The following is a 16393-nucleotide window of genomic DNA, read 5'->3' on the forward strand; positions in this document are numbered from 1 at the left end:
CGGCAAGCCCACCCCACCGTCACGCCGTCACGAACGCGTTTGCGATTGATATCCGCTGGGGTTCGCTGCGCCCGCGGCGCGGGCCTCGGCTCGCCACCTGCCGGCGCCGTGCGCCACGCGACAAGGCATTCGATTTGTTTAAGCTTTGCGGCTAGCCTGGGACGGGCATGTGATCGGGGCAGGGTTATGGAAGAACGGCGCAAGTATCCGCGCACCGAGATCGACGAACCCGCCTACGTCTCCGCGAGCGGTTCGGTGATGAGCTGTGTGGTACGTAATATTTCGCCCGAGGGTGCGGCCATCGACGTCGATAACCCAGCCTTCGTCCCGCAGCGCTTCCGCCTGGTGATGGCCAGCGACGGATCAGTGCATGAATGCAGCGTCGCCTGGATCCAGAAAAACCGGATCGGACTGAGTTTCATTGCGCCGCGACAAACCGGCAAATAGCCGGAGTTTTCTTAGCGCTTCGGCAATGATTGGAGCTTCTTTTCCAGATCCTCAAAGGTCATCGAGGCTTTTAGCCGCGCGCCAGTGATGGAGAAGGTCGGGTCGCGTGGACCTTCAACTCATCGATAGCGGATCGTTAACCGGTCCCGGCGCTCTGCCCGGCGACGAGCCGAGCGGCTGTGATCTCCTGCGCCGTCGCCGCTCGGCCATGGTGCGATGGCGAACGAGATATTCAGCGCGGCGAGGCAAAACGCGGCGAGGAGGGCGCAGGGGAGACAGCTTGCGCCAAAATCGTGTCGCAACGCGCAATCAATGCGCGGTCCGTTCGCTAACCCGAACGCCAGACCTGGCAATCCGCCCGCCAGTCAGCTCTGCTGCGTCATAAAAGGGCTTGTGCCCACGTCCAGCGCTGCGGAATTTACCTCTCCCTGCAAGAGGCCCCTGCGGGGAGAGGTAAGAGGCCCCGCTGGGCGGGGCCGACTTAACCAGAACCATCATGCGGTAGGGACGCAGCCAACTAACTCCAGGCCATGCCGAGGTTGATGCCAAACATCATCAGGCAAGCCGAGGCCAAAAGACCGAGGCAGGACACCAGCGCAACCGCTCCGAACGATTGATCGGTGGCGGCAGCAGTGGCAATACTGCGCGGCACGACGTATGAAATCATATTCATCAAAATACCTCTCAACCAACGGTTCCAGCTGAACCGGCGAGAGTTTTAATTCTGAAATCTTTATGGTCGGTTGCGACACGTCGTTAACAGAATCGCCGTAAAATCCCGCATCCGGCGTTACAAGTTGGTCAAGGCTGATCTGCAAAAGACCGCCCGCAAAAAGCGGATCTGCAAATCAGATGCGCCGCGCGCGGACCACGTTTGCCACCGCCGCGGCCGTCATCGCCGCGCGATCCGAGGCGATGTGGTCCGCCAGCCGTTCCATGGCCCGCTCCTCGATCAGGAGATTGATCAACGCCAACCGCTTCCGCTCGTCGACCGCCTCCACCAGCAATTGCCGGTAGCGATCATAGTCGAATCCCGCATCCTGATGAGCCATGTCACGTCCCCCGCCGCCGTGGGTTATCGCAGGTCGAATGTCCGCGAAGTTTTGGCAGGGGGCAAGGACGCGCCGGTCGCGATCAACAGCTTTCGCACGGCAATCATCGAGGCGGCGGTTGATTGCCAAGGTTTTCAGAGGATCAAGTTGCACGGGCAAAGACCTGCTGGCGAGCAACCGCGTGACGTTTTCATCCGTGCTACTACGGCCTTGGCCGCGTTGCGGTATCAATTGTGAGGCGCCTCACATAGAATGATCGCTCAGCAAGCTATATCGGGAGCTCATCAAGAAAGGACGACGAGCCGAATGGAAGACAGAATCGACTCCTCTCTGACCATTGCCCTTGCTATTTGTGTCGCCGGCTATTTGGCCATCATGCTTGGGCATGTCGCCAGGGTCGATCTCGGCTTTTCGATCGAACAGATCCGCGGCGCGGCGATGCTCACCGCGCTCATGCTGGCGATGCTTGCAGCGCTGGGCTTTTTGCGCAGGGAGCGCGATCAAACCGACAAGTCGCAATAAATCCTGGCTTCCGACCCGCGAATCTCGCCGATTGTGAAAACGGCGGCAGCCTCAATAGGGCAGGTTCAGGCAGTCGGTGTCTTTCGGGACAAACCTGTTCGCCAACGCCAGCGCGCCGCGCTCGTTGGTCTCCAGGGCGATCTTCTGCGCAAGCATCACATCGCCTGCGACCAGATAACCAACCGGCACGAAGCACCAGCCGACCCTCGGACGTCCGGCGTGGTCGATCTCATGCACATTCGTCGCCGAACCATAGTGGATTCGGTAGCGCCTTCCGCTATGGCAGCCGATGACTTCGAAATACCGCTTAGCGTCGAATTGCGCGCGCTGTTCAGCCGACAGCCAGTCTCTCAGCAGGCGCAATCCGCGGGATTCGCTGTCATTCTCACCCAGGAACTTCTTGTACAACTCGCGCAAGGCACGCATTCGCGGGCGTGCCTCTGCCGCGCGTCGTCGGAGCAGCCACATCGCGAGACGACGGCGTTAGCCGCCGACAAGTCGCGGGAAGAACAAGGTCTCTTCCGCGGCGGGATCAAACGAACGAATCAGGGATACTTCACCGGAGGCAGTGCGAACTGCAGCGGTAAAGCCGACCAGGGTCAACTCCCTAAATCGCTCCTCCGCCTTCGCGAGAGCCTCCGTGTCGTTGGCGTTGAAAGAAAATCGGCTGTCGCCGCTGTGATCCATCACGATCTGTGTAGCCATTGCCAGAACTCCAAGTTTTCAAGAAGTTTTCCAGCCACCCATCGCTTCCGAAGCAATCTTCGTGCCGCGTCGCGCCTCGCACCTATAGCACAATGGCGAGGGGCTTGCGAAGTTCCGTAACAACTTTCGCCGACGAATTTTGCATGTCGGCCTCTGCTACGCCCAGAGGATTCCAAAGTTGCCATTGGCGGAGCGAACCCGCAATATCCTGTCGCACTCAGGATCGCACGCGCTTGTCGTGCCTGGCGCCGCAGGAGACAAGGGCAAAATGGCAAAGGCGGGGCGGCTCGCTAAGCAATCCGATCGGGAGGTCTGGCGCGTTGGCGTGCTGTTTTCGCGCAGCGGATTGATGGCGATCTCGGAATCGGAGCATTTTTTCGGCACCGCCCTGGCCATCCAGGAGATCAACGACGCCGGCGGCATTCTCGGACGCGAGATCGAGGTCATCGCCTACGATCCGGGTTCGGCGCCTGAGACCTACCGCAAGATGGCCGACCGGCTTCTGACCGAGGATGGCGCTTCCGTGATCTTCGGGTGCTCGACCTCGGCCGAGCGCAAAGCGGTGCTGCCGGCGATCGAACGGCGCAACGGGCTGTTATGGTATCCCTCGCTCTATGAGGGCTTCGAATACTCGCCAAACGTCATCTATACCGGTGCTGCGCCCAACCAGAACAGTTTTCCGCTCGCCGAATACATCGTGCGGAAACATGGGCCCCGCGTCTACCTGATCGGCTCCGATTATATCTATCCCCGCGAATCCAACCGGATCATGCGCGACCTGATCGAATCCTATGCGGGCCAGGTCGCCGGCGAGCAATATGTCGCCATGGATGCCGGCGACGCCGAATTGAAGCGGGCGCTGGAAACGATCCGGATGCGGGCGCCGGATGTGGTGTTTTCGACGATCGTCGGCCGCACGGCGCAACGATTCTACCGGCTGTTCGCCACGATGGGCGTGGATCCAAGCCAGCTGCCGATCGCGAGCCTGACCATGGCCGAAGGCGAGATCCGCGAGATCGGACCGGAATATTGCGCCGGACACCTGACCGCGGCGAGCTATTTCGGCTCACTCGAGCGTGAGAGCAACAGCCGGTTCAAGCAGGCCTTCGCAAAAGCCTTCGGCGCGGGCACACCGGTCAGCATGTGGAGCGCCGGCGCCTATGCGCAGGTGAAACTGTTCGAGAAGGCCCTGACCCAGGCGGGCAGCCTCGACACCCAGCGGCTGGTCGAGGCCGCGCTCGGGCTCAGTTTCGATTCGCCAGAAGGCCCGATCCAGATCGATCCTGATAACAACCACGTCTGGCTGACGCCGCGGATCGGTCGGGTTCGCCCCGACGGCCAGTTCGACATCGTCTGGGAGGGCAAGAGCCCGATCAAGCCGGACCCGTATCTTTCGGTTTCACCGATCGGCGGACGCTGGCTGACGGAGGAGGCGGCGACCGCATGAAGCCAGGGGTCCGTCGTCTGATCGAAGATTTGCGCGGCGCGCGCGTTCTGGTCATCCACCCGCGCGACGCCGAAAGCGAAGCGCTGATCGATCAGCTCAAGCGCATCGGCTGCAACGTGCGCGGCGTCTGGCCGCCGCCCGCCACGATACCGCACGATATCGACACCGTGTTCCAGTTGGTCGAGAGCTCGGACGACACGGTGTTTCCGACCATTTCCGAGGATCATCCGCCAACGCTGGTTGCGATCGTGGACTACGAGAACCCGACGATTCTGAAGCGGCTGCTCGACAGCAATGCGCACGCCGTCGTCAACAAGCCGATCCGCTCGTTCGGCATCCTCTCCTCGCTGGTGCTCGCAAGGTCGCTGCGCGGCTACACGCGCAGGCTCGAAGCCAAGGTCCAGAAGCTCGAGGAGACGCTGAAAGCCCGCCGCGATGTCGACAAGGCGGTCAAGATCCTGGTCGGTCTCAAGAAAGTCAGCGAGTTCGAGGCGTATGAATTGATCCGCCAGCAGGCGACGCAGCGGCGGCTGACCATGGCCGATATCGCGGTCTCGATCATCAGCGCGCAGGAAACGCTTGGGGGACTTGGCGTTCTCGACGCATCGACGCAGCGTTGAGCTTATCGCTTGAGCAGCAGCGGCCTGCTTTTTTTGCATTCTTCGTCGTTGACTTGAAGCGGAGGTTCAGAGTTACTGGGAGGTGCGGTGAGCCACGCGTTGCTCGCCGCTATGGCCGGTAGGCCATACGAAAACGGCTGTGTAGCCCTCGCATTGCGCCTTTGGCGCAGTCGGGGGCTTTTTGTTTGGTGCAGGCTGCTTGACTGGCTTGCGCGGGGAGCGTTGTGCGATGGAGTCATCTGCGCATTCATCTGGCCCGACCACAGCCGATGAAACAAAAATTCGCATCGCCTGCGTCCAGATGCAGCCGGCGCTCGGCAACGTCGAGGCCAATGTCGCGCACAGCATCGGATTGATCAATCGCGCGGTCGAACTCGGCGCCAAGCTGATCGTGCTGCCGGAGCTCTGCAACAGCGGTTACATGTTCAGGTCACGCGAGGAGGCCTTCGCCGCTTCCGAACCGATCCCGACTGGGCCGACCGTGAAGGCCTGGAGCGAAATCGCGGCGCGGCACAGGCTGCATCTCGTCGCGGGCATCTGCGAGCGCGACGGCGCCAAGCTGTTCAACAGCGCCGTCCTGATCGGGCCAGCCGGCACCATCGGAACCTTTCGCAAGGTCCATCTCTGGAACGAAGAGAATCTGTACTTCGAACCCGGCGACCTCGGCTTTCCGGTTTTCCATACCGCGGTCGGCCGCATCGGCATGGCGATCTGCTATGACGGCTGGTTTCCCGAAACCTATCGTCTCGCCGCCCTGCAGGGCGCGGACATCGTCTGCGTCCCGACCAACTGGGTGCCGATCCCTGGCCAGGCCGAAGGCCGCGAGGCGATGGCGAACATTCTCGCCATGGCGGCGGCGCATTCGAACTCGATCTACATCGCCTGCGCCGATCGTGTCGGAACGGAGCGGGGGCAGCCCTTCGAAGGCCAGAGCCTGATCGTCGGCCACACCGGCTGGCCGATAGCCGGCCCCGCCAGCCGCGACAAGGAGGAGATCCTGGTCGCCGACGTTGCGCTCGGCGAAGCCCGACGGGCGCGCAACTGGAACGCCTTCAATCAGGTGCTGCGCGACCGCCGTTCCGATCTCTACGACGAGATGCTGGGCAGCGACATCAAGCGCGGTTGGTACTGACGGACATTCGAACACTCCCATTCGAACACTCGCAAAAGATGGAGAATAGCTGATGACTTCGCGTCTCGTTTTGATTTCCTTTGCATTGGCCGCGGCGGCAGCGCCGGCGATGGCCGCCGATCCGATCAGGATCGGGGTGCCGGTGGGCCTTTCCGGCGCGAACTCGGTGGTGGCACCATCGGTCGTGCAGTCAGCCCAACTGGCGGTCGATGAGATCAACGCCAAGGGCGGCGTGCTGGGCCGTCCGCTCGCGCTCGATGTCGCCGACGACGCCTCCGGAGCTGCAGGTGCCCAGAAGGCGTTCGACTCGCTCATCTTCCAGAAAAAGGACAATGTGCTGATCTCGATGGAAACCAGCGCGGCGCGCAATGCCGGCCTGCCGATCGTCGCGCGCGGCAAGACACCCTACATCTACACCTCGTTCTACGAGGGCAGATCCTGCAGTCCGTATCTCTACGTCAACGCCTGGGTGCCGGATCAGCAGGTCCCGCCGATCGTCGACTATTTCAACAAGGAGAAGAAGGCCAAGAATTACTTCCTGATCGGCTCGGACTATGCCTTCGGCCGGGGCATGCTGGCCTTTACCAAGGCCTATATCGAGAAGACCGGCGGCAAGGTGGTCGGCGAAGAGTATTTGCCGATGGACGGTTCGGACTGGACGTCGATCATCTCCAAGCTGAAGGCCTCCGGCGCCGACGCCGTCATCACCTCGACGGCGGGCGGGGCCCCCAATGTGACGCTGACCAAGCAGCTGCGCGCGGCGGGCGTCAGCCTGCCTTACGGCAATCTCGCCGTCGACGAAGGCACCGCCAAGAGCATGGGCGCTGATGCGACCGGGATCTATATCTCCGCGTCTTATGTCACCGGGATCGACAGCGCCGCCAACAAGACCTTTCTCGCGGCCATGAGCAAGAAGTTCGGCGCCGACCTCAAGACGCCGAACGACCTCTCGGTGCCGGAATACGAGGCCGTCTACGCCTACAAGGCCGCGGTCGAGAAGGCTGGAGGAACCGACCCGCAGAAAGTCCTGAAAGCATTGGCCGATGTGTCCGTTGACGGACCGCGCGGCAGCATCCGGATGGACAAGCAGCATCACGCGCCGCTCACGATGTATCTGGGCCAGGTCCAGGCCGATGGCAGCGTGAAGGTCATTCAGAGCTTCCAAAACGTCGATCCGGGCCAGCAGTGCCCGCCAAAATCCTGACGGCGACGACGCTTGCGCGAAGCGGACAGCAATCCGCTTCGCGCGGTCCTGTTGAAGAGGAGGGAGCATGCTGACCCTGGCGCTCGATGCGGTCACGACGGCGGCGTTGCTCTTCATCATCGCCTCCGGGCTTCTCATCGTGTTCGGGGTGATGAAGATCATCAACTTCGCGCACGCCGCGTTCGTGACGGTCGGCGGCTATGCGGCCCTGGTCGGCGCCAGCCTCGGACTGCCATGGGTGCTGGCTCTGGCGCTCGCCTTTGCCGCAGGCGCCGTCTGCGGCGCCGTGACGGAGGCGACCATCGTGCGGCGGCTGTATCAGCGCCCGCTCGACGCGATCCTGGCGACATGGGGGCTCGGGATCGTGATCGGGCAGCTCATTACGCTGGCGTTCGGCCGCGAGGTGCAGTTCGTCCAGGCGCCGATCACCGGCACCATCGACCTCTTGGGCGTCGACTATTCGGCCTATCGCATCGTCATGATCGGCGCCGCATTGATCGTCGCGGTGGTTTTCACCGCGCTGCTCAGCGGTACCCGCCTTGGTCTGTCGACACGAGCCGTCATCATGAACGAGATGCTCGCGCAGGGCCTGGGCGTCGACAGCGCGCGCGTCCGGCTGTTCACCTTCGCGCTCGGCAGCGGGCTCGCCGCGCTCGCGGGCGCGCTGATCACGCCGCTATCGAGCGTCGATCCGAACATGGGCGTGCCGTGGCTGATCAGCGCCTTCATGCTGGTCATGGTGTCCGGCGGATCGCTGTTGACGCTGGCGCTCTCCTGCCTCGTGCTCGGCGGACTGCAGGTGCTGGTATCGACCTTCGTCAATCCCATCCTCGGCGGACTGACGATCGCAATCTGCGCCGCCGTCGTGCTTCGCATCCGACCCGAGGGGTTTGCGCGTGCCTGAGGCCCACGAGCAGGCGCAGGAGATCAAGCGCATAGCCGCGACGCCGATCGGCCGCGGGCTCGCCGCGAGATCCTGGCTCGTACTGTTCGCCCTGGCGACGATCGCCGCTGTCGTGATCGCGCCGTCGCTGCTGGATACCTACATGGTCAACATCCTGATCCGCGCGTTTTTCGTCGCGATCGCGGCCATCACCGTCGACATCATGTGGGGCTATTGCGGCACGCTGACATTCGGCCAGTCCGCCTTTTTCGGGATTGGCGTCTATGCACTGGCGATCGCCTTCACCGAATTCGACTTTGGCACCTGGCAGGCGCTCCTGGCATTGGGCGCCACCATCATCGTCGCTGCTGTCGTTGCGTTCCTGACGGGCTGGCTTTCGTTCTATCCGGGCTCGACGCCGCTTTATGCATCGATCGTATCGCTGGTGGTGCCCATCGTGCTGGTGCAGATCCTGTACTCCGGCGGAACTTTCACCGGCTCGTCCAGCGGCCTCGTCGGCTTCGACAGTTTCGACCTTTCGTTCGAGGCGTGGTTTCGTCTGGCGGGGCTCGGCCTGGTCGCTGCGGCCGTGGTGGCGCTGATCGTGATGCGGAGCGATACCGGCTGCCTGCTCAAGGCGCTCCGCGACAACGACGCACGCTGCACCTATCTCGGCATCGATACGTCGCGCACCCGTATCGTCGTTCTGGTGCTGACGGCGGTGGTAGCGGCCCTGGCCGGCTTCGGCTACGCCGCTTTTGGTGCGGTCGCAGCGCCGGAGAATGCCAGCTTCACCTTCGGCACACGGCTGATCATCATGGTCGCGCTCGGAGGCCGTGGCACCGTCATCGGCGCCATCGTCGGCGCGCTGAGCATCGAGGTCGCGAGCGCCTATCTCTCCGGCAGCCTGCCCTATGTCTGGGAGCTCATCGTCGGACTGGCGCTGATCGCGGTCATTCTGGTGTTCCCCGATGGTCTGGTCGGGTTGGTCAGGCAATTCCTGCGCGGCGACGCGCGGCGACGGGATGGATGGGTGGTTTGCCTCCGCGCCACGGCGGCACACTCCGCGGCCGCCGAGAAGGGAAGCGAGGTCGCAATCGAGGTTCGCGACCTCGGCAAGCATTTTGGCAGCCTGCTGGTGCTCGACGGCGTTCAGTTCACGGCGCGGCGCGGCGAGCTTTTGAGCCTGGTGGGGCCGAACGGCGCCGGCAAGACGACGCTGATCCGCTGCCTCTCCGACGGGCGCGAGCGCTCGAGCGGCTTCGTCGCCATTGCCGGGCAGCCGATCGATCGGCTTCCGCCGGACCAGATCGTGCGGTTCGGTCTCGGACGCAAGTTCCAGACCGCCTCGGTGTTCGAGACGCTGACGGTCGCCGAGTGCCTGCGGGTCGCCCGTATCCGTCGCACGCGGCCGTCATGGACGGCAACATCGACGGTCCTCGAGCTGCCGCCCGCGGCGATCTCCGTGCTCGAACGATCGGGACTGGCCGAGCGCCTGGGCGAGGAGGCCCAGAACCTCAGCCATGGCCTGAAGCAGGCGCTCGAGCTGGCCATGGTGCTCTCGCTCGAGCCGGAGATCCTGTTGCTCGATGAACCGACCGCCGGCCTGACGCGGGCCGAGCGCCAGGGTTTTGCGGATATCCTGACCGCGCTGGCGTCGCGGGATCGGCTGTGCATTCTGCTGGTCGAGCATGACCTCGATTTCGTCCGCGAGATCTCGTCGCGCATCATCGTGCTGCACGGCGGACGCGTGGCGCTGGATGGATCGGTCGATGAGGTCGTCAACAGCGCGTTGGTGCGCGAGATCTATACGGGCCGGGCGCAGGCCACCCCTGAGGTCGTGCCATGACCTGCATGCTGGATGTCAACGGGCTGGTGAGCGGCTACGGCACCTCCGAGGTGATCAGCGACGTCTCCTTCAAGCTCGCGAAATCCGAGGTGCTGGCGATTGTCGGCAAGAACGGCATGGGCAAGACGTCGCTGTTGAAGGCGGTGCTGGGCTTCCTGCCGGCCTGGAACGGCAGCGTCAGGCTCGATGGCAAGGACGTTACCCGCATGCCGCCGCATCTGAAGCGGCGGCGCGGTCTCGTCTATGTGCCGCAGGAGCAGGCGCTGTTCCAGGATCTGACGATCCGCGACAATCTGCGGCTCGGCCTGTTGTCCGACAGGGATCTCGATGCGGCGCTGGAACAGGTTGGCCAATGGTTTCCGGTGCTGACGCAGCGCCTGCAACAGCGGGCCGGCACGCTGTCGGGCGGCGAGCAGAAGATGCTGATCGTGGCGCGGGCGCTGATGGCCAAGCCGGAAGTCCTTTTGCTCGACGAGGTCACCGAGGGGCTGCAGCCCTCGCTGGTCGACCGCCTGGCGGAGGTGCTGATGCGGTTCCGGCGCGACATCGGCATGTCGATGATCGTGATCGAGCAGCATCTGCCGTTCGCGCTCGGCATCGCCGGCCGCTATCTCGTGCTCAAGCGGGGCGAGGTGGTCGACAGCGCCGCGGTGGATTCCGGCGCCGCCGCACGGATCGAAAGTCATATGCGGATTTGAGTCGGGATGACGAGCCAGGCTTCGCGCTTAAAGTCACCCATCATTGCAGCGACGCCGCGCCAGGCGGTTCACCGAGCTTCCGGCAAGAGGATCGTCAATTTCAGATCGGATCGGCTCGCGAGATTGAAGGTCACCTGTTCATAGCGAAGAACTCCGCGTCCCGGATGGTTGAAAGTGCGCATGCCGCCCTCGCGCGATTGCACGCTTTGCTCATCCCATACCTGCGCGAACCGGGGGCTGTTCAATCGTAGCTCCTCGGTAAGAGCACGCAACGGCGCGTCCTCGAGATGGGTTCCGACATTTGCCCGGAACTCCGCGACGACGCGTCGTGCGCGCTCCTCGTAATCGTGGATCAGGGTGCGTGCACCGGGCTCGAGAAAGATATAGCGCAAGAGATTGTGTTCTCCCGGCTTGTCGAGCCAGCCGACGAACAATTGCTCGGCCTGTCTGTTCCAGCCAAGTGCATTCCAGCCGCGATCGAGCAGGTACGCCGGCGCGTCGATGGCTTTCAGCGATGCGATGGCGGCGGGCGGAACGGCATCGGTTTCTCCAACTCTCTCATCCGGATCCCGCCGGTCAGCCAGTTCGAACACGTAAGCGCGCTCCGCTTGGCCAAGCCGCAGGGCGTCGGCAAGCCTTGCCAGCGCAGAGGGCGACACGGAGACGTCGCGGCCCTGTTCGAGCCAGGTGTACCAGGTCACGCTTAGCCCACAGAGCTGAGCAGCCTCCTCACGTCGTAGCCCGGATGTCCGGCGCCGGCCGCCAGCGGGAAGGCCAAGCGTTTCCGGCCTCAGCTTCTCCCTCTGGGCTCGGACGAAATCTCCGAGCTGCCGTTTTCGCTCCTGGGTGAGTGGCTTGATCATGGTGGAAAATATACCCGTATAAACTAGGCACTTAAACCAGTTTACGGATCAAGCATAGTGCTACGCTCCCGCAAGGAGCCAGATCGAAAGGCAACGACGATGAACCGCAGTCACGAGACCTTGGTGGAAAGCCAGTTCGGCTCGCGAGCAGGTGCCTACCTCACGAGCGAGGTGCACGCGCACGGCGCCGATCTCGAAGCGTTGACGGAATTGGCGCGGCGCCGGCCCGGCGCGCGGATTCTCGACCTCGGTTGCGGCGGCGGACACGTCAGCTTCGGCGCGGCGCCGCATGCGGGAGAGGTGGTCGCCTATGATCTCTCAACAGACATGCTCGCGGTCGTGGAGGCGACCGCGAAGGAGCGCGGCCTCCGCAATGTGAATACCCGACAGGGAACGGCCGAGGATCTGCCGTTCGAGGACGCCTCCTTCGATGTCGTGCTGAGCCGTTACAGCGCGCACCATTGGCGGGATTTTGCCGGCGGGCTGCGCGAGGCGGCTCGTGTGCTGAAACCCGGCGGCGTCGCAGGCTTCGTGGATGCGGTCGCGCCCGGGACAGCGTTGCGCGACACCTTCTTCCAGACGATCGAGATGCTGCGGGATCCCTCGCATGTGCGCGACTATGCGCGAGCGGAATGGGAGGCCTGCCTGGCCGCGGCGGGATTGGTCTGCGAAACGACCAGGCGCTTTCGCGTGCGGCTCGACTTCACCTCCTGGGTGGGACGGATGGCGACACCCGACGCCCAGGTCGCCGCGATCCGAGCGCTCCAGAAAGCCGTGTCGAGCGATGTCACATCCTATTTCGAGACCACACCCGATGGCAGCTTCAGTATCGATGTCGCCCTCTTCGAAGCCGGCAAAATGCCTGCCGGATGAAGCACAGCCGCCGTTGCGATGAACATCCCCACACTGGTCCTGTTGTCATTGCCGGGACCGGCGGATGACGCTCGTGCCGGACCTGTCAAAACAGGACGAAACGTCCTGTTACGCCGCGATCGGCTCCTCGATCGGCGGGCAGGGCAGGCCAAGGCTTTCGGCGACGGCCCTGTTGGTGACGCGGCCGCGGTGAACATTGAGCCCGGCGCGCAGATGCGGATTCTGCGCGACCGCCGCAACCCCCTTGCTCGCAAGCGCGAGGCCGAACGGCAGCGTCGCATTGTTGAGAGCATGACTCGCGGTGAGGGGGACGGCGCCGGGCATGTTGGCCACGCAGTAGTGGATGATGCCGTCGACCTGGTAGGTCGGATCGGCATGGGTGGTCGGATGGGAGGTTTCGAAGCAGCCACCCTGATCGATCGCGACGTCGACCAGCACCGCGCCCTGCTGCATGGACTTCAGCATCTGGCGCGTGACCAGTTTGGGCGCGCTGGCGCCCGGGACGAGCACTGCGCCGATCACGGCGTCGGCCGCGAACACCTCCTGTTCGATCGCCTCGGTGGTCGGAAAGCGGGTGCGGATGCGTCCTGCGAAAAGCTCGTCGAGTTCACGCAGCCGCGGGATCGCGCGGTCGAGAACCGTGACCTCCGCGCCAAGGCCGACCGCCATCCGCGCCGCATGGGTGCCGACAACCCCTCCGCCGATCACCACGACACGGGCCGGCGCGACACCGGGGACGCCGCCGAGCAGAATGCCGCGGCCGCCGGCGCTGCGTTTCAAGGCAGCGCCTGCCGCTTCGATGGAGAGCCGTCCTGCGACCTCGCTCATCGGTGCAAGCAGCGGCAGCCCGCCCTTCGCATCGGTGACCGTCTCATAGGCGATCGCGGTGCAGCCGGAAGCCATCAGGCCCTTGGCCTGCTCGGGGTCCGGCGCCAGATGCAGATAGGTGAACAGGATCTGGCCTTCGCGCAGCCTGGTCCATTCGCCCGGCTGCGGCTCCTTGACCTTGACGATCATGTCGCAGGTCGCGAAAATCTCGGCCGCTGTGTCGGCGATAACCGCTCCCGCCTTGCGGTAGGCCTCGTCGGTCGCGCCGATTCCCACGCCTGCATTGGTCTCGATGACGACGCTATGGCCCGCTGCGACATATTCACGGGCGGCGCCCGGCGTCAGACCGACGCGATACTCGTGGATCTTGATCTCTCTTGGCACTCCGACGCGCATCGCTGGCACTCCCTCGCTGGACCCTGTCGATGATCTACCGCAGATTCGGGTTTGAAACCTCGCGATCTCAGTGCTTTAATCCATTTCCTTGCTGGAAATCGGTGTCACGGCAAGATCTGGCGCAGACATCTAACCCAATCCAAAACAATCAGTCGTGAGTGTGATGCAGCTCGACAATATCGACACCGCGATCCTGGCGGAACTCACGGCCAATGCCCGTGCCAGCCAGGTCGAGCTCGCCGAGCGCGTGGCGCTCTCCAGCACCGCAATCGCGCGGCGCCAGAAGATGCTGGAGGAGGAAGGTTTTATCCGTGGCTATCAGGCCGTGCTGGATCTGGCGCGCTTCGGCCTCTCCACGACCGTGCTGGTCAGGGTCACCCTCGAGAGCCAGAACGAGGAGGCGCTGCGATCGTTCGAGGCTGCCGTCGTCAACTGTCCGTCGGTCGTGCGATGTTTTCTGATGTCCGGCAGCGACGATTACATCGTCATCGTGATGGCGCGCGATATCGAGGACTTTGAGCGCATCCACAGAACCGAGCTGTCCCGGTTGCCCCGGGTCGCCCGGATTCAATCGAGCTTTGCGATGCGCGAGGTCGTCAATCGCGCGGTACCGCCGGTGATCTTTGGCGCGACGCAGCGGCCGGGGAGATCGAAGAAAGGCGCGGCTTGACAGGCTCGGCGCCCGGTGCGGTACGACTCATTGGGCAGCTTGGCGAGCGGTGGATGGTTTGACGCGAATGAGGTTAAAGCACGAGGTGGTTCGGGGTTGGTTACGCGTTACGGGGTCTAAAGACCCCCGTAACGTAACCACGTAACCGGCCTCAGCCGTAACCGTACGTAACCCTAACCGTAACCGTCGTTGTCAAAAGTTCTTTGCCGTGATTAGGAAGGCTTCGCCTCAAAATGATCAGCGTGGATCGAGGCGAACAACGATGCCGGCATCGCCGTGATCACGCTGCAATGCGGCAATATGGGCGTCGCGCCTGCCATGCTGCCGGCGTTGCGAACCGAAATGACGCGACAAGGTTGATCTGGCTCAAGCAGGCCACATCTAAGCGGACATCTGATAACCAATGGATCGGCGTCTCGGAGATCAGTTTGCCTATGCGGCGTTCTTCTGGCCGGCGCTTGCCGCTGTGTCGGCCGGCGAAACGGCTTCGTCCATGGCCGCGCATTTTCTGGGATTGGAGCTGGAGGGCGACCGCGCCGCGCAGGAACCGGAAGGCGTAACGCCAAGCAGGATTGCGCTCGAGCTCCAGACGGTCCGGCTCCGTGATTTCAGCATCGTTGAAAGCGGGGTCCCCTCGCTACTGTGCACGCCACTCGCGCTGCATGGCGCCACCGTCGCCGACCTTGCTGCCGGACACAGCCTCGTTGCCGCGCTGCGTGGCGCCGGACTCGACCGGCTGTTCATGGCCGATTGGCGCTCGGCCAGCGCGGACATGCGATTTCTCGGAATTGACGACTATCTTGCCGATCTCAATGTCCTGGTCGACGATCTGGGCGGCACCGTTGATCTGGTCGGGCTGTGCCAGGGAGGCTGGTTGTCGCTGGTCTATGCCGCACGATTCCCGGGGAAGGTCCGCAAGCTCGTGATGGCCGGGCCGCCGATCGATGTCGCTGCCGGACAATCCGAATTGTCGGCGATCGCGGCGGCGACGCCGCTGACCCTGTTCCGGAGCCTGGTCGATCTCGGCAACGGCCGCGTCATCGGTCGCAATGTCGCGAAATTCTGGGGAAACGATACCGTCGAGGTGAATGCCATCCGTCGATCGCTGCAGACGCCTCATCCGGCCGACTCGCAGGAATTCGCCGCGCTCGAAGCCGTGTTCAGGAAATGGAATTCCTGGACCATCGACGTTCCCGGAACCTACTATCTCGAGGTCATCGAGAAACTCTACAAGCGCAATGAACTCGCTACGGGTAATTTTGTCGCGCTCGGGCGGACGATCGACCTGTCGCAGGTGCGGCTTCCGATCTATCTCTTGGTCGGGAGCGACGATGAAGTGGTTGCTCTGGAGCAAGCGCTTGCGGCGGAGCGGCTGGTCGGCACTCCGCAGGACCGGATGAAGCACGAGGTCGTGTCAACCGATCATCTCGGTCTGTTCATGGGACGAGCGACGCTCGAAAACGACTGGCCGCGGATCGTGCGATGGATGAAGGACCTCGCACCGGACGGAGGCTTTGGCTAGCGGTTGCCGCGGCTCGGCGCAACCTCCTCGCGCCGATCACGCCGTGCGATAGCCGAGCGGACCCGCGACACCGAGGCCGGTACGGGTCGCCTCGAAGTCGATCACGGTATCCGGAGAGACGTTGGCGACGTTGACGTCCGGTCCGAAGGCATCGACCAGCAGCTTTTTGAGCGCTTCGATATCGCAGCTGCGCACGCCCGGTATCCAGGCGCCGGGCAGTTCGATCATCACGCGTGCCATATCGAGCTGTCGCGTCAGGTCGTCAAGCAGCGCCGTGTTGGGCTGGCCGCCGATCACGAGTTCGGCCGCCTCCACCAGCACCAGCGTCGCGCCGGCAGCGAAGGATTCGTTGGCCTGCTCGATCAGTTCGGCGGCGGAGCTGCAACGATCCTTGGCGCCGACCTCGCCGAAAACTTCGAGACCTGCGTCCACGGCGCCGCGGATCTGGTCGCGCCGCTGTTGCAACGTCAGCGGGACCACATTGTCGGAGACCTCGATGGTGGCGAAGCCGATCCGGCGAGCCTCCCGATAAAACTCGGCCAGCGCCGTCGGGCCATAAACGGCAAAGACGTATTCGTGAAACTGACCGCCGATGAACGGCCTGACGCGGTGCTCCGCGCATTGGTCGAGTTTCCGGCGCAAATGATCCTGGCGATAGAGGCGCGAGGTCCCCGTCTTGAAC

20 protein-coding genes are annotated in these 16393 nt (G+C 63.5%); 13 read left to right on the top strand and 7 right to left on the bottom strand.

The features are described from left to right. Positions 1-186: 186 nt before the first annotated feature. Positions 187-447, top strand: coding sequence for a PilZ domain-containing protein (locus WCB02_RS41080; RefSeq protein ID WP_423968509.1), 261 nt, complete (start codon positions 187-189; stop codon positions 445-447). 517 nt (positions 448-964) lie between these two features. Here the strand turns inward: WCB02_RS41080 and WCB02_RS41085 are convergent. Both WCB02_RS41085 and WCB02_RS41090 read right to left on the bottom strand, forming a co-directional pair. Continuing rightward, complete coding sequence (locus WCB02_RS41085; protein ID WP_423968512.1) at positions 965-1120, bottom strand: hypothetical protein; 156 nt, start codon at positions 1118-1120, stop codon at positions 965-967. 175 nt (positions 1121-1295) lie between these two features. After that, positions 1296-1499: a hypothetical protein gene (locus tag WCB02_RS41090; protein WP_423968514.1), complete on the bottom strand. Its 204-nt coding sequence runs from the start codon at positions 1497-1499 to the stop codon at positions 1296-1298. Here WCB02_RS41090 and WCB02_RS41095 point away from each other — a divergent pair. After that, positions 1491-1736 carry a hypothetical protein gene (locus tag WCB02_RS41095; RefSeq protein WP_423968516.1) on the top strand — a complete coding sequence of 82 codons (246 nt, stop codon included), beginning with the start codon at positions 1491-1493 and terminating at the stop codon, positions 1734-1736. The genes WCB02_RS41090 and WCB02_RS41095 overlap by 9 nt on opposite strands. Before the next feature lie 15 nt (positions 1737-1751). After that, positions 1752-2021 (top strand): hypothetical protein, encoded by a 270-nt coding sequence (locus tag WCB02_RS41100; RefSeq protein ID WP_423968518.1) that lies wholly within the window; start codon positions 1752-1754, stop codon positions 2019-2021. Between the two features lie 51 nt (positions 2022-2072). Here WCB02_RS41100 and WCB02_RS41105 read toward each other — a convergent pair whose 3' ends face one another. Continuing rightward, entirely contained in the window at positions 2073-2447 is a 375-nt protein-coding gene (locus WCB02_RS41105) for a hypothetical protein (RefSeq protein ID WP_423968520.1), read from the bottom strand. 57 nt (positions 2448-2504) lie between these two features. After that, a complete protein-coding gene (locus WCB02_RS41110) occupies positions 2505-2726 on the bottom strand; it encodes a hypothetical protein (RefSeq protein ID WP_423968523.1) in 222 nt (73 codons plus the stop codon). 268 nt (positions 2727-2994) lie between these two features. Here WCB02_RS41110 and WCB02_RS41115 point away from each other — a divergent pair, with 268 nt between their 5' ends. The 7 genes from WCB02_RS41115 to WCB02_RS41145 all read left to right on the top strand — a co-directional run bounded on the left by WCB02_RS41115 (position 2995) and on the right by WCB02_RS41145 (position 10559). After that, the gene (locus WCB02_RS41115; protein ID WP_423968525.1) at positions 2995-4173 is read left to right on the top strand and encodes a transporter substrate-binding domain-containing protein; all 1179 of its coding nucleotides are present in this window, start codon (positions 2995-2997) and stop codon (positions 4171-4173) included. Further along, entirely contained in the window at positions 4170-4793 is a 624-nt protein-coding gene (locus tag WCB02_RS41120) for an ANTAR domain-containing response regulator (protein ID WP_423968527.1), read from the top strand. Before WCB02_RS41115 ends, WCB02_RS41120 begins: the two co-directional genes overlap by 4 nt. Before the next feature lie 229 nt (positions 4794-5022). Beyond that, positions 5023-5925, top strand: coding sequence for a nitrilase family protein (locus WCB02_RS41125; RefSeq protein WP_423968530.1), 903 nt, complete (start codon positions 5023-5025; stop codon positions 5923-5925). 52 nt (positions 5926-5977) lie between these two features. Beyond that, complete coding sequence (locus WCB02_RS41130; protein ID WP_423968532.1) at positions 5978-7129, top strand: substrate-binding protein; 1152 nt, start codon at positions 5978-5980, stop codon at positions 7127-7129. 67 nt (positions 7130-7196) lie between these two features. After that, on the top strand, positions 7197-8033 hold the full coding sequence (locus WCB02_RS41135; RefSeq protein ID WP_423968534.1) for a branched-chain amino acid ABC transporter permease: 837 nt from the start codon (positions 7197-7199) through the stop codon (positions 8031-8033). An 82-nt stretch (positions 8034-8115) separates the two neighbouring features. Then, positions 8116-9861, top strand: a complete 1746-nt coding sequence (locus WCB02_RS41140) for an ABC transporter permease subunit (RefSeq protein ID WP_423968548.1) — start codon at positions 8116-8118, stop codon at positions 9859-9861. A 5-nt stretch (positions 9862-9866) separates the two neighbouring features. After that, positions 9867-10559 carry an ABC transporter ATP-binding protein gene (locus tag WCB02_RS41145; protein ID WP_423968552.1) on the top strand — a complete coding sequence of 231 codons (693 nt, stop codon included), beginning with the start codon at positions 9867-9869 and terminating at the stop codon, positions 10557-10559. 68 nt (positions 10560-10627) lie between these two features. On the opposite strand, the gene WCB02_RS41150 is transcribed toward WCB02_RS41145, so the two are convergent. Then, positions 10628-11422 (bottom strand): helix-turn-helix transcriptional regulator, encoded by a 795-nt coding sequence (locus WCB02_RS41150; RefSeq protein WP_423968536.1) that lies wholly within the window; start codon positions 11420-11422, stop codon positions 10628-10630. A 99-nt stretch (positions 11423-11521) separates the two neighbouring features. Here WCB02_RS41150 and WCB02_RS41155 point away from each other — a divergent pair, with 99 nt between their 5' ends. Beyond that, entirely contained in the window at positions 11522-12295 is a 774-nt protein-coding gene (locus tag WCB02_RS41155; protein ID WP_423968539.1) for a class I SAM-dependent methyltransferase, read from the top strand. 108 nt (positions 12296-12403) lie between these two features. Here WCB02_RS41155 and ald read toward each other — a convergent pair whose 3' ends face one another. Then, the gene (gene ald / locus WCB02_RS41160; protein WP_423968542.1) at positions 12404-13519 is read right to left on the bottom strand and encodes an alanine dehydrogenase; all 1116 of its coding nucleotides are present in this window, start codon (positions 13517-13519) and stop codon (positions 12404-12406) included. A gap of 163 nt (positions 13520-13682) precedes the next feature. Here ald and WCB02_RS41165 point away from each other — a divergent pair, with 163 nt between their 5' ends. Both WCB02_RS41165 and WCB02_RS41170 read left to right on the top strand, forming a co-directional pair. Beyond that, positions 13683-14189 carry an Lrp/AsnC family transcriptional regulator gene (locus WCB02_RS41165; protein WP_423968555.1) on the top strand — a complete coding sequence of 169 codons (507 nt, stop codon included), beginning with the start codon at positions 13683-13685 and terminating at the stop codon, positions 14187-14189. A gap of 403 nt (positions 14190-14592) precedes the next feature. Continuing rightward, complete coding sequence (locus WCB02_RS41170; protein ID WP_423968544.1) at positions 14593-15711, top strand: alpha/beta fold hydrolase; 1119 nt, start codon at positions 14593-14595, stop codon at positions 15709-15711. 36 nt (positions 15712-15747) lie between these two features. Here the strand turns inward: WCB02_RS41170 and WCB02_RS41175 are convergent. Continuing rightward, a partial coding sequence (locus WCB02_RS41175) for a phosphosulfolactate synthase (RefSeq protein WP_423968546.1) occupies positions 15748-16393 on the bottom strand: 646 nt, incomplete at its 5' end.

The organism is Bradyrhizobium sp., assembly GCF_049581145.1.
Lineage (GTDB): Bacteria > Pseudomonadota > Alphaproteobacteria > Rhizobiales > Xanthobacteraceae > Bradyrhizobium.

Excerpts from the sequence above, each read along its gene's own strand:
- WCB02_RS41100 (WP_423968518.1), top strand. The coding sequence starts at position 1,752 with ATGATCGCTCAGCAAGCTATATCGGGAGCTCATCAAGAAAGGACGACG.
- WCB02_RS41130 (WP_423968532.1), top strand. The coding sequence starts at position 5,978 with ATGACTTCGCGTCTCGTTTTGATTTCCTTTGCATTGGCCGCGGCGGCA.
- ald (WP_423968542.1), bottom strand. The coding sequence starts at position 13,519 with ATGCGCGTCGGAGTGCCAAGAGAGATCAAGATCCACGAGTATCGCGTC.
- WCB02_RS41115 (WP_423968525.1), top strand. The coding sequence starts at position 2,995 with ATGGCAAAGGCGGGGCGGCTCGCTAAGCAATCCGATCGGGAGGTCTGG.
- WCB02_RS41155 (WP_423968539.1), top strand. The coding sequence starts at position 11,522 with ATGAACCGCAGTCACGAGACCTTGGTGGAAAGCCAGTTCGGCTCGCGA.
- WCB02_RS41110 (WP_423968523.1), bottom strand. The coding sequence starts at position 2,726 with ATGGCTACACAGATCGTGATGGATCACAGCGGCGACAGCCGATTTTCT.
- WCB02_RS41095 (WP_423968516.1), top strand. The coding sequence starts at position 1,491 with ATGAGCCATGTCACGTCCCCCGCCGCCGTGGGTTATCGCAGGTCGAAT.
- WCB02_RS41080 (WP_423968509.1), top strand. The coding sequence starts at position 187 with ATGGAAGAACGGCGCAAGTATCCGCGCACCGAGATCGACGAACCCGCC.
- WCB02_RS41150 (WP_423968536.1), bottom strand. The coding sequence starts at position 11,422 with ATGATCAAGCCACTCACCCAGGAGCGAAAACGGCAGCTCGGAGATTTC.
- WCB02_RS41145 (WP_423968552.1), top strand. The coding sequence starts at position 9,867 with ATGCTGGATGTCAACGGGCTGGTGAGCGGCTACGGCACCTCCGAGGTG.
- WCB02_RS41105 (WP_423968520.1), bottom strand. The coding sequence starts at position 2,447 with ATGCGTGCCTTGCGCGAGTTGTACAAGAAGTTCCTGGGTGAGAATGAC.
- WCB02_RS41090 (WP_423968514.1), bottom strand. The coding sequence starts at position 1,499 with ATGGCTCATCAGGATGCGGGATTCGACTATGATCGCTACCGGCAATTG.
- WCB02_RS41135 (WP_423968534.1), top strand. The coding sequence starts at position 7,197 with ATGCTGACCCTGGCGCTCGATGCGGTCACGACGGCGGCGTTGCTCTTC.
- WCB02_RS41170 (WP_423968544.1), top strand. The coding sequence starts at position 14,593 with ATGGATCGGCGTCTCGGAGATCAGTTTGCCTATGCGGCGTTCTTCTGG.
- WCB02_RS41125 (WP_423968530.1), top strand. The coding sequence starts at position 5,023 with ATGGAGTCATCTGCGCATTCATCTGGCCCGACCACAGCCGATGAAACA.
- WCB02_RS41165 (WP_423968555.1), top strand. The coding sequence starts at position 13,683 with ATGCAGCTCGACAATATCGACACCGCGATCCTGGCGGAACTCACGGCC.
- WCB02_RS41120 (WP_423968527.1), top strand. The coding sequence starts at position 4,170 with ATGAAGCCAGGGGTCCGTCGTCTGATCGAAGATTTGCGCGGCGCGCGC.
- WCB02_RS41085 (WP_423968512.1), bottom strand. The coding sequence starts at position 1,120 with ATGAATATGATTTCATACGTCGTGCCGCGCAGTATTGCCACTGCTGCC.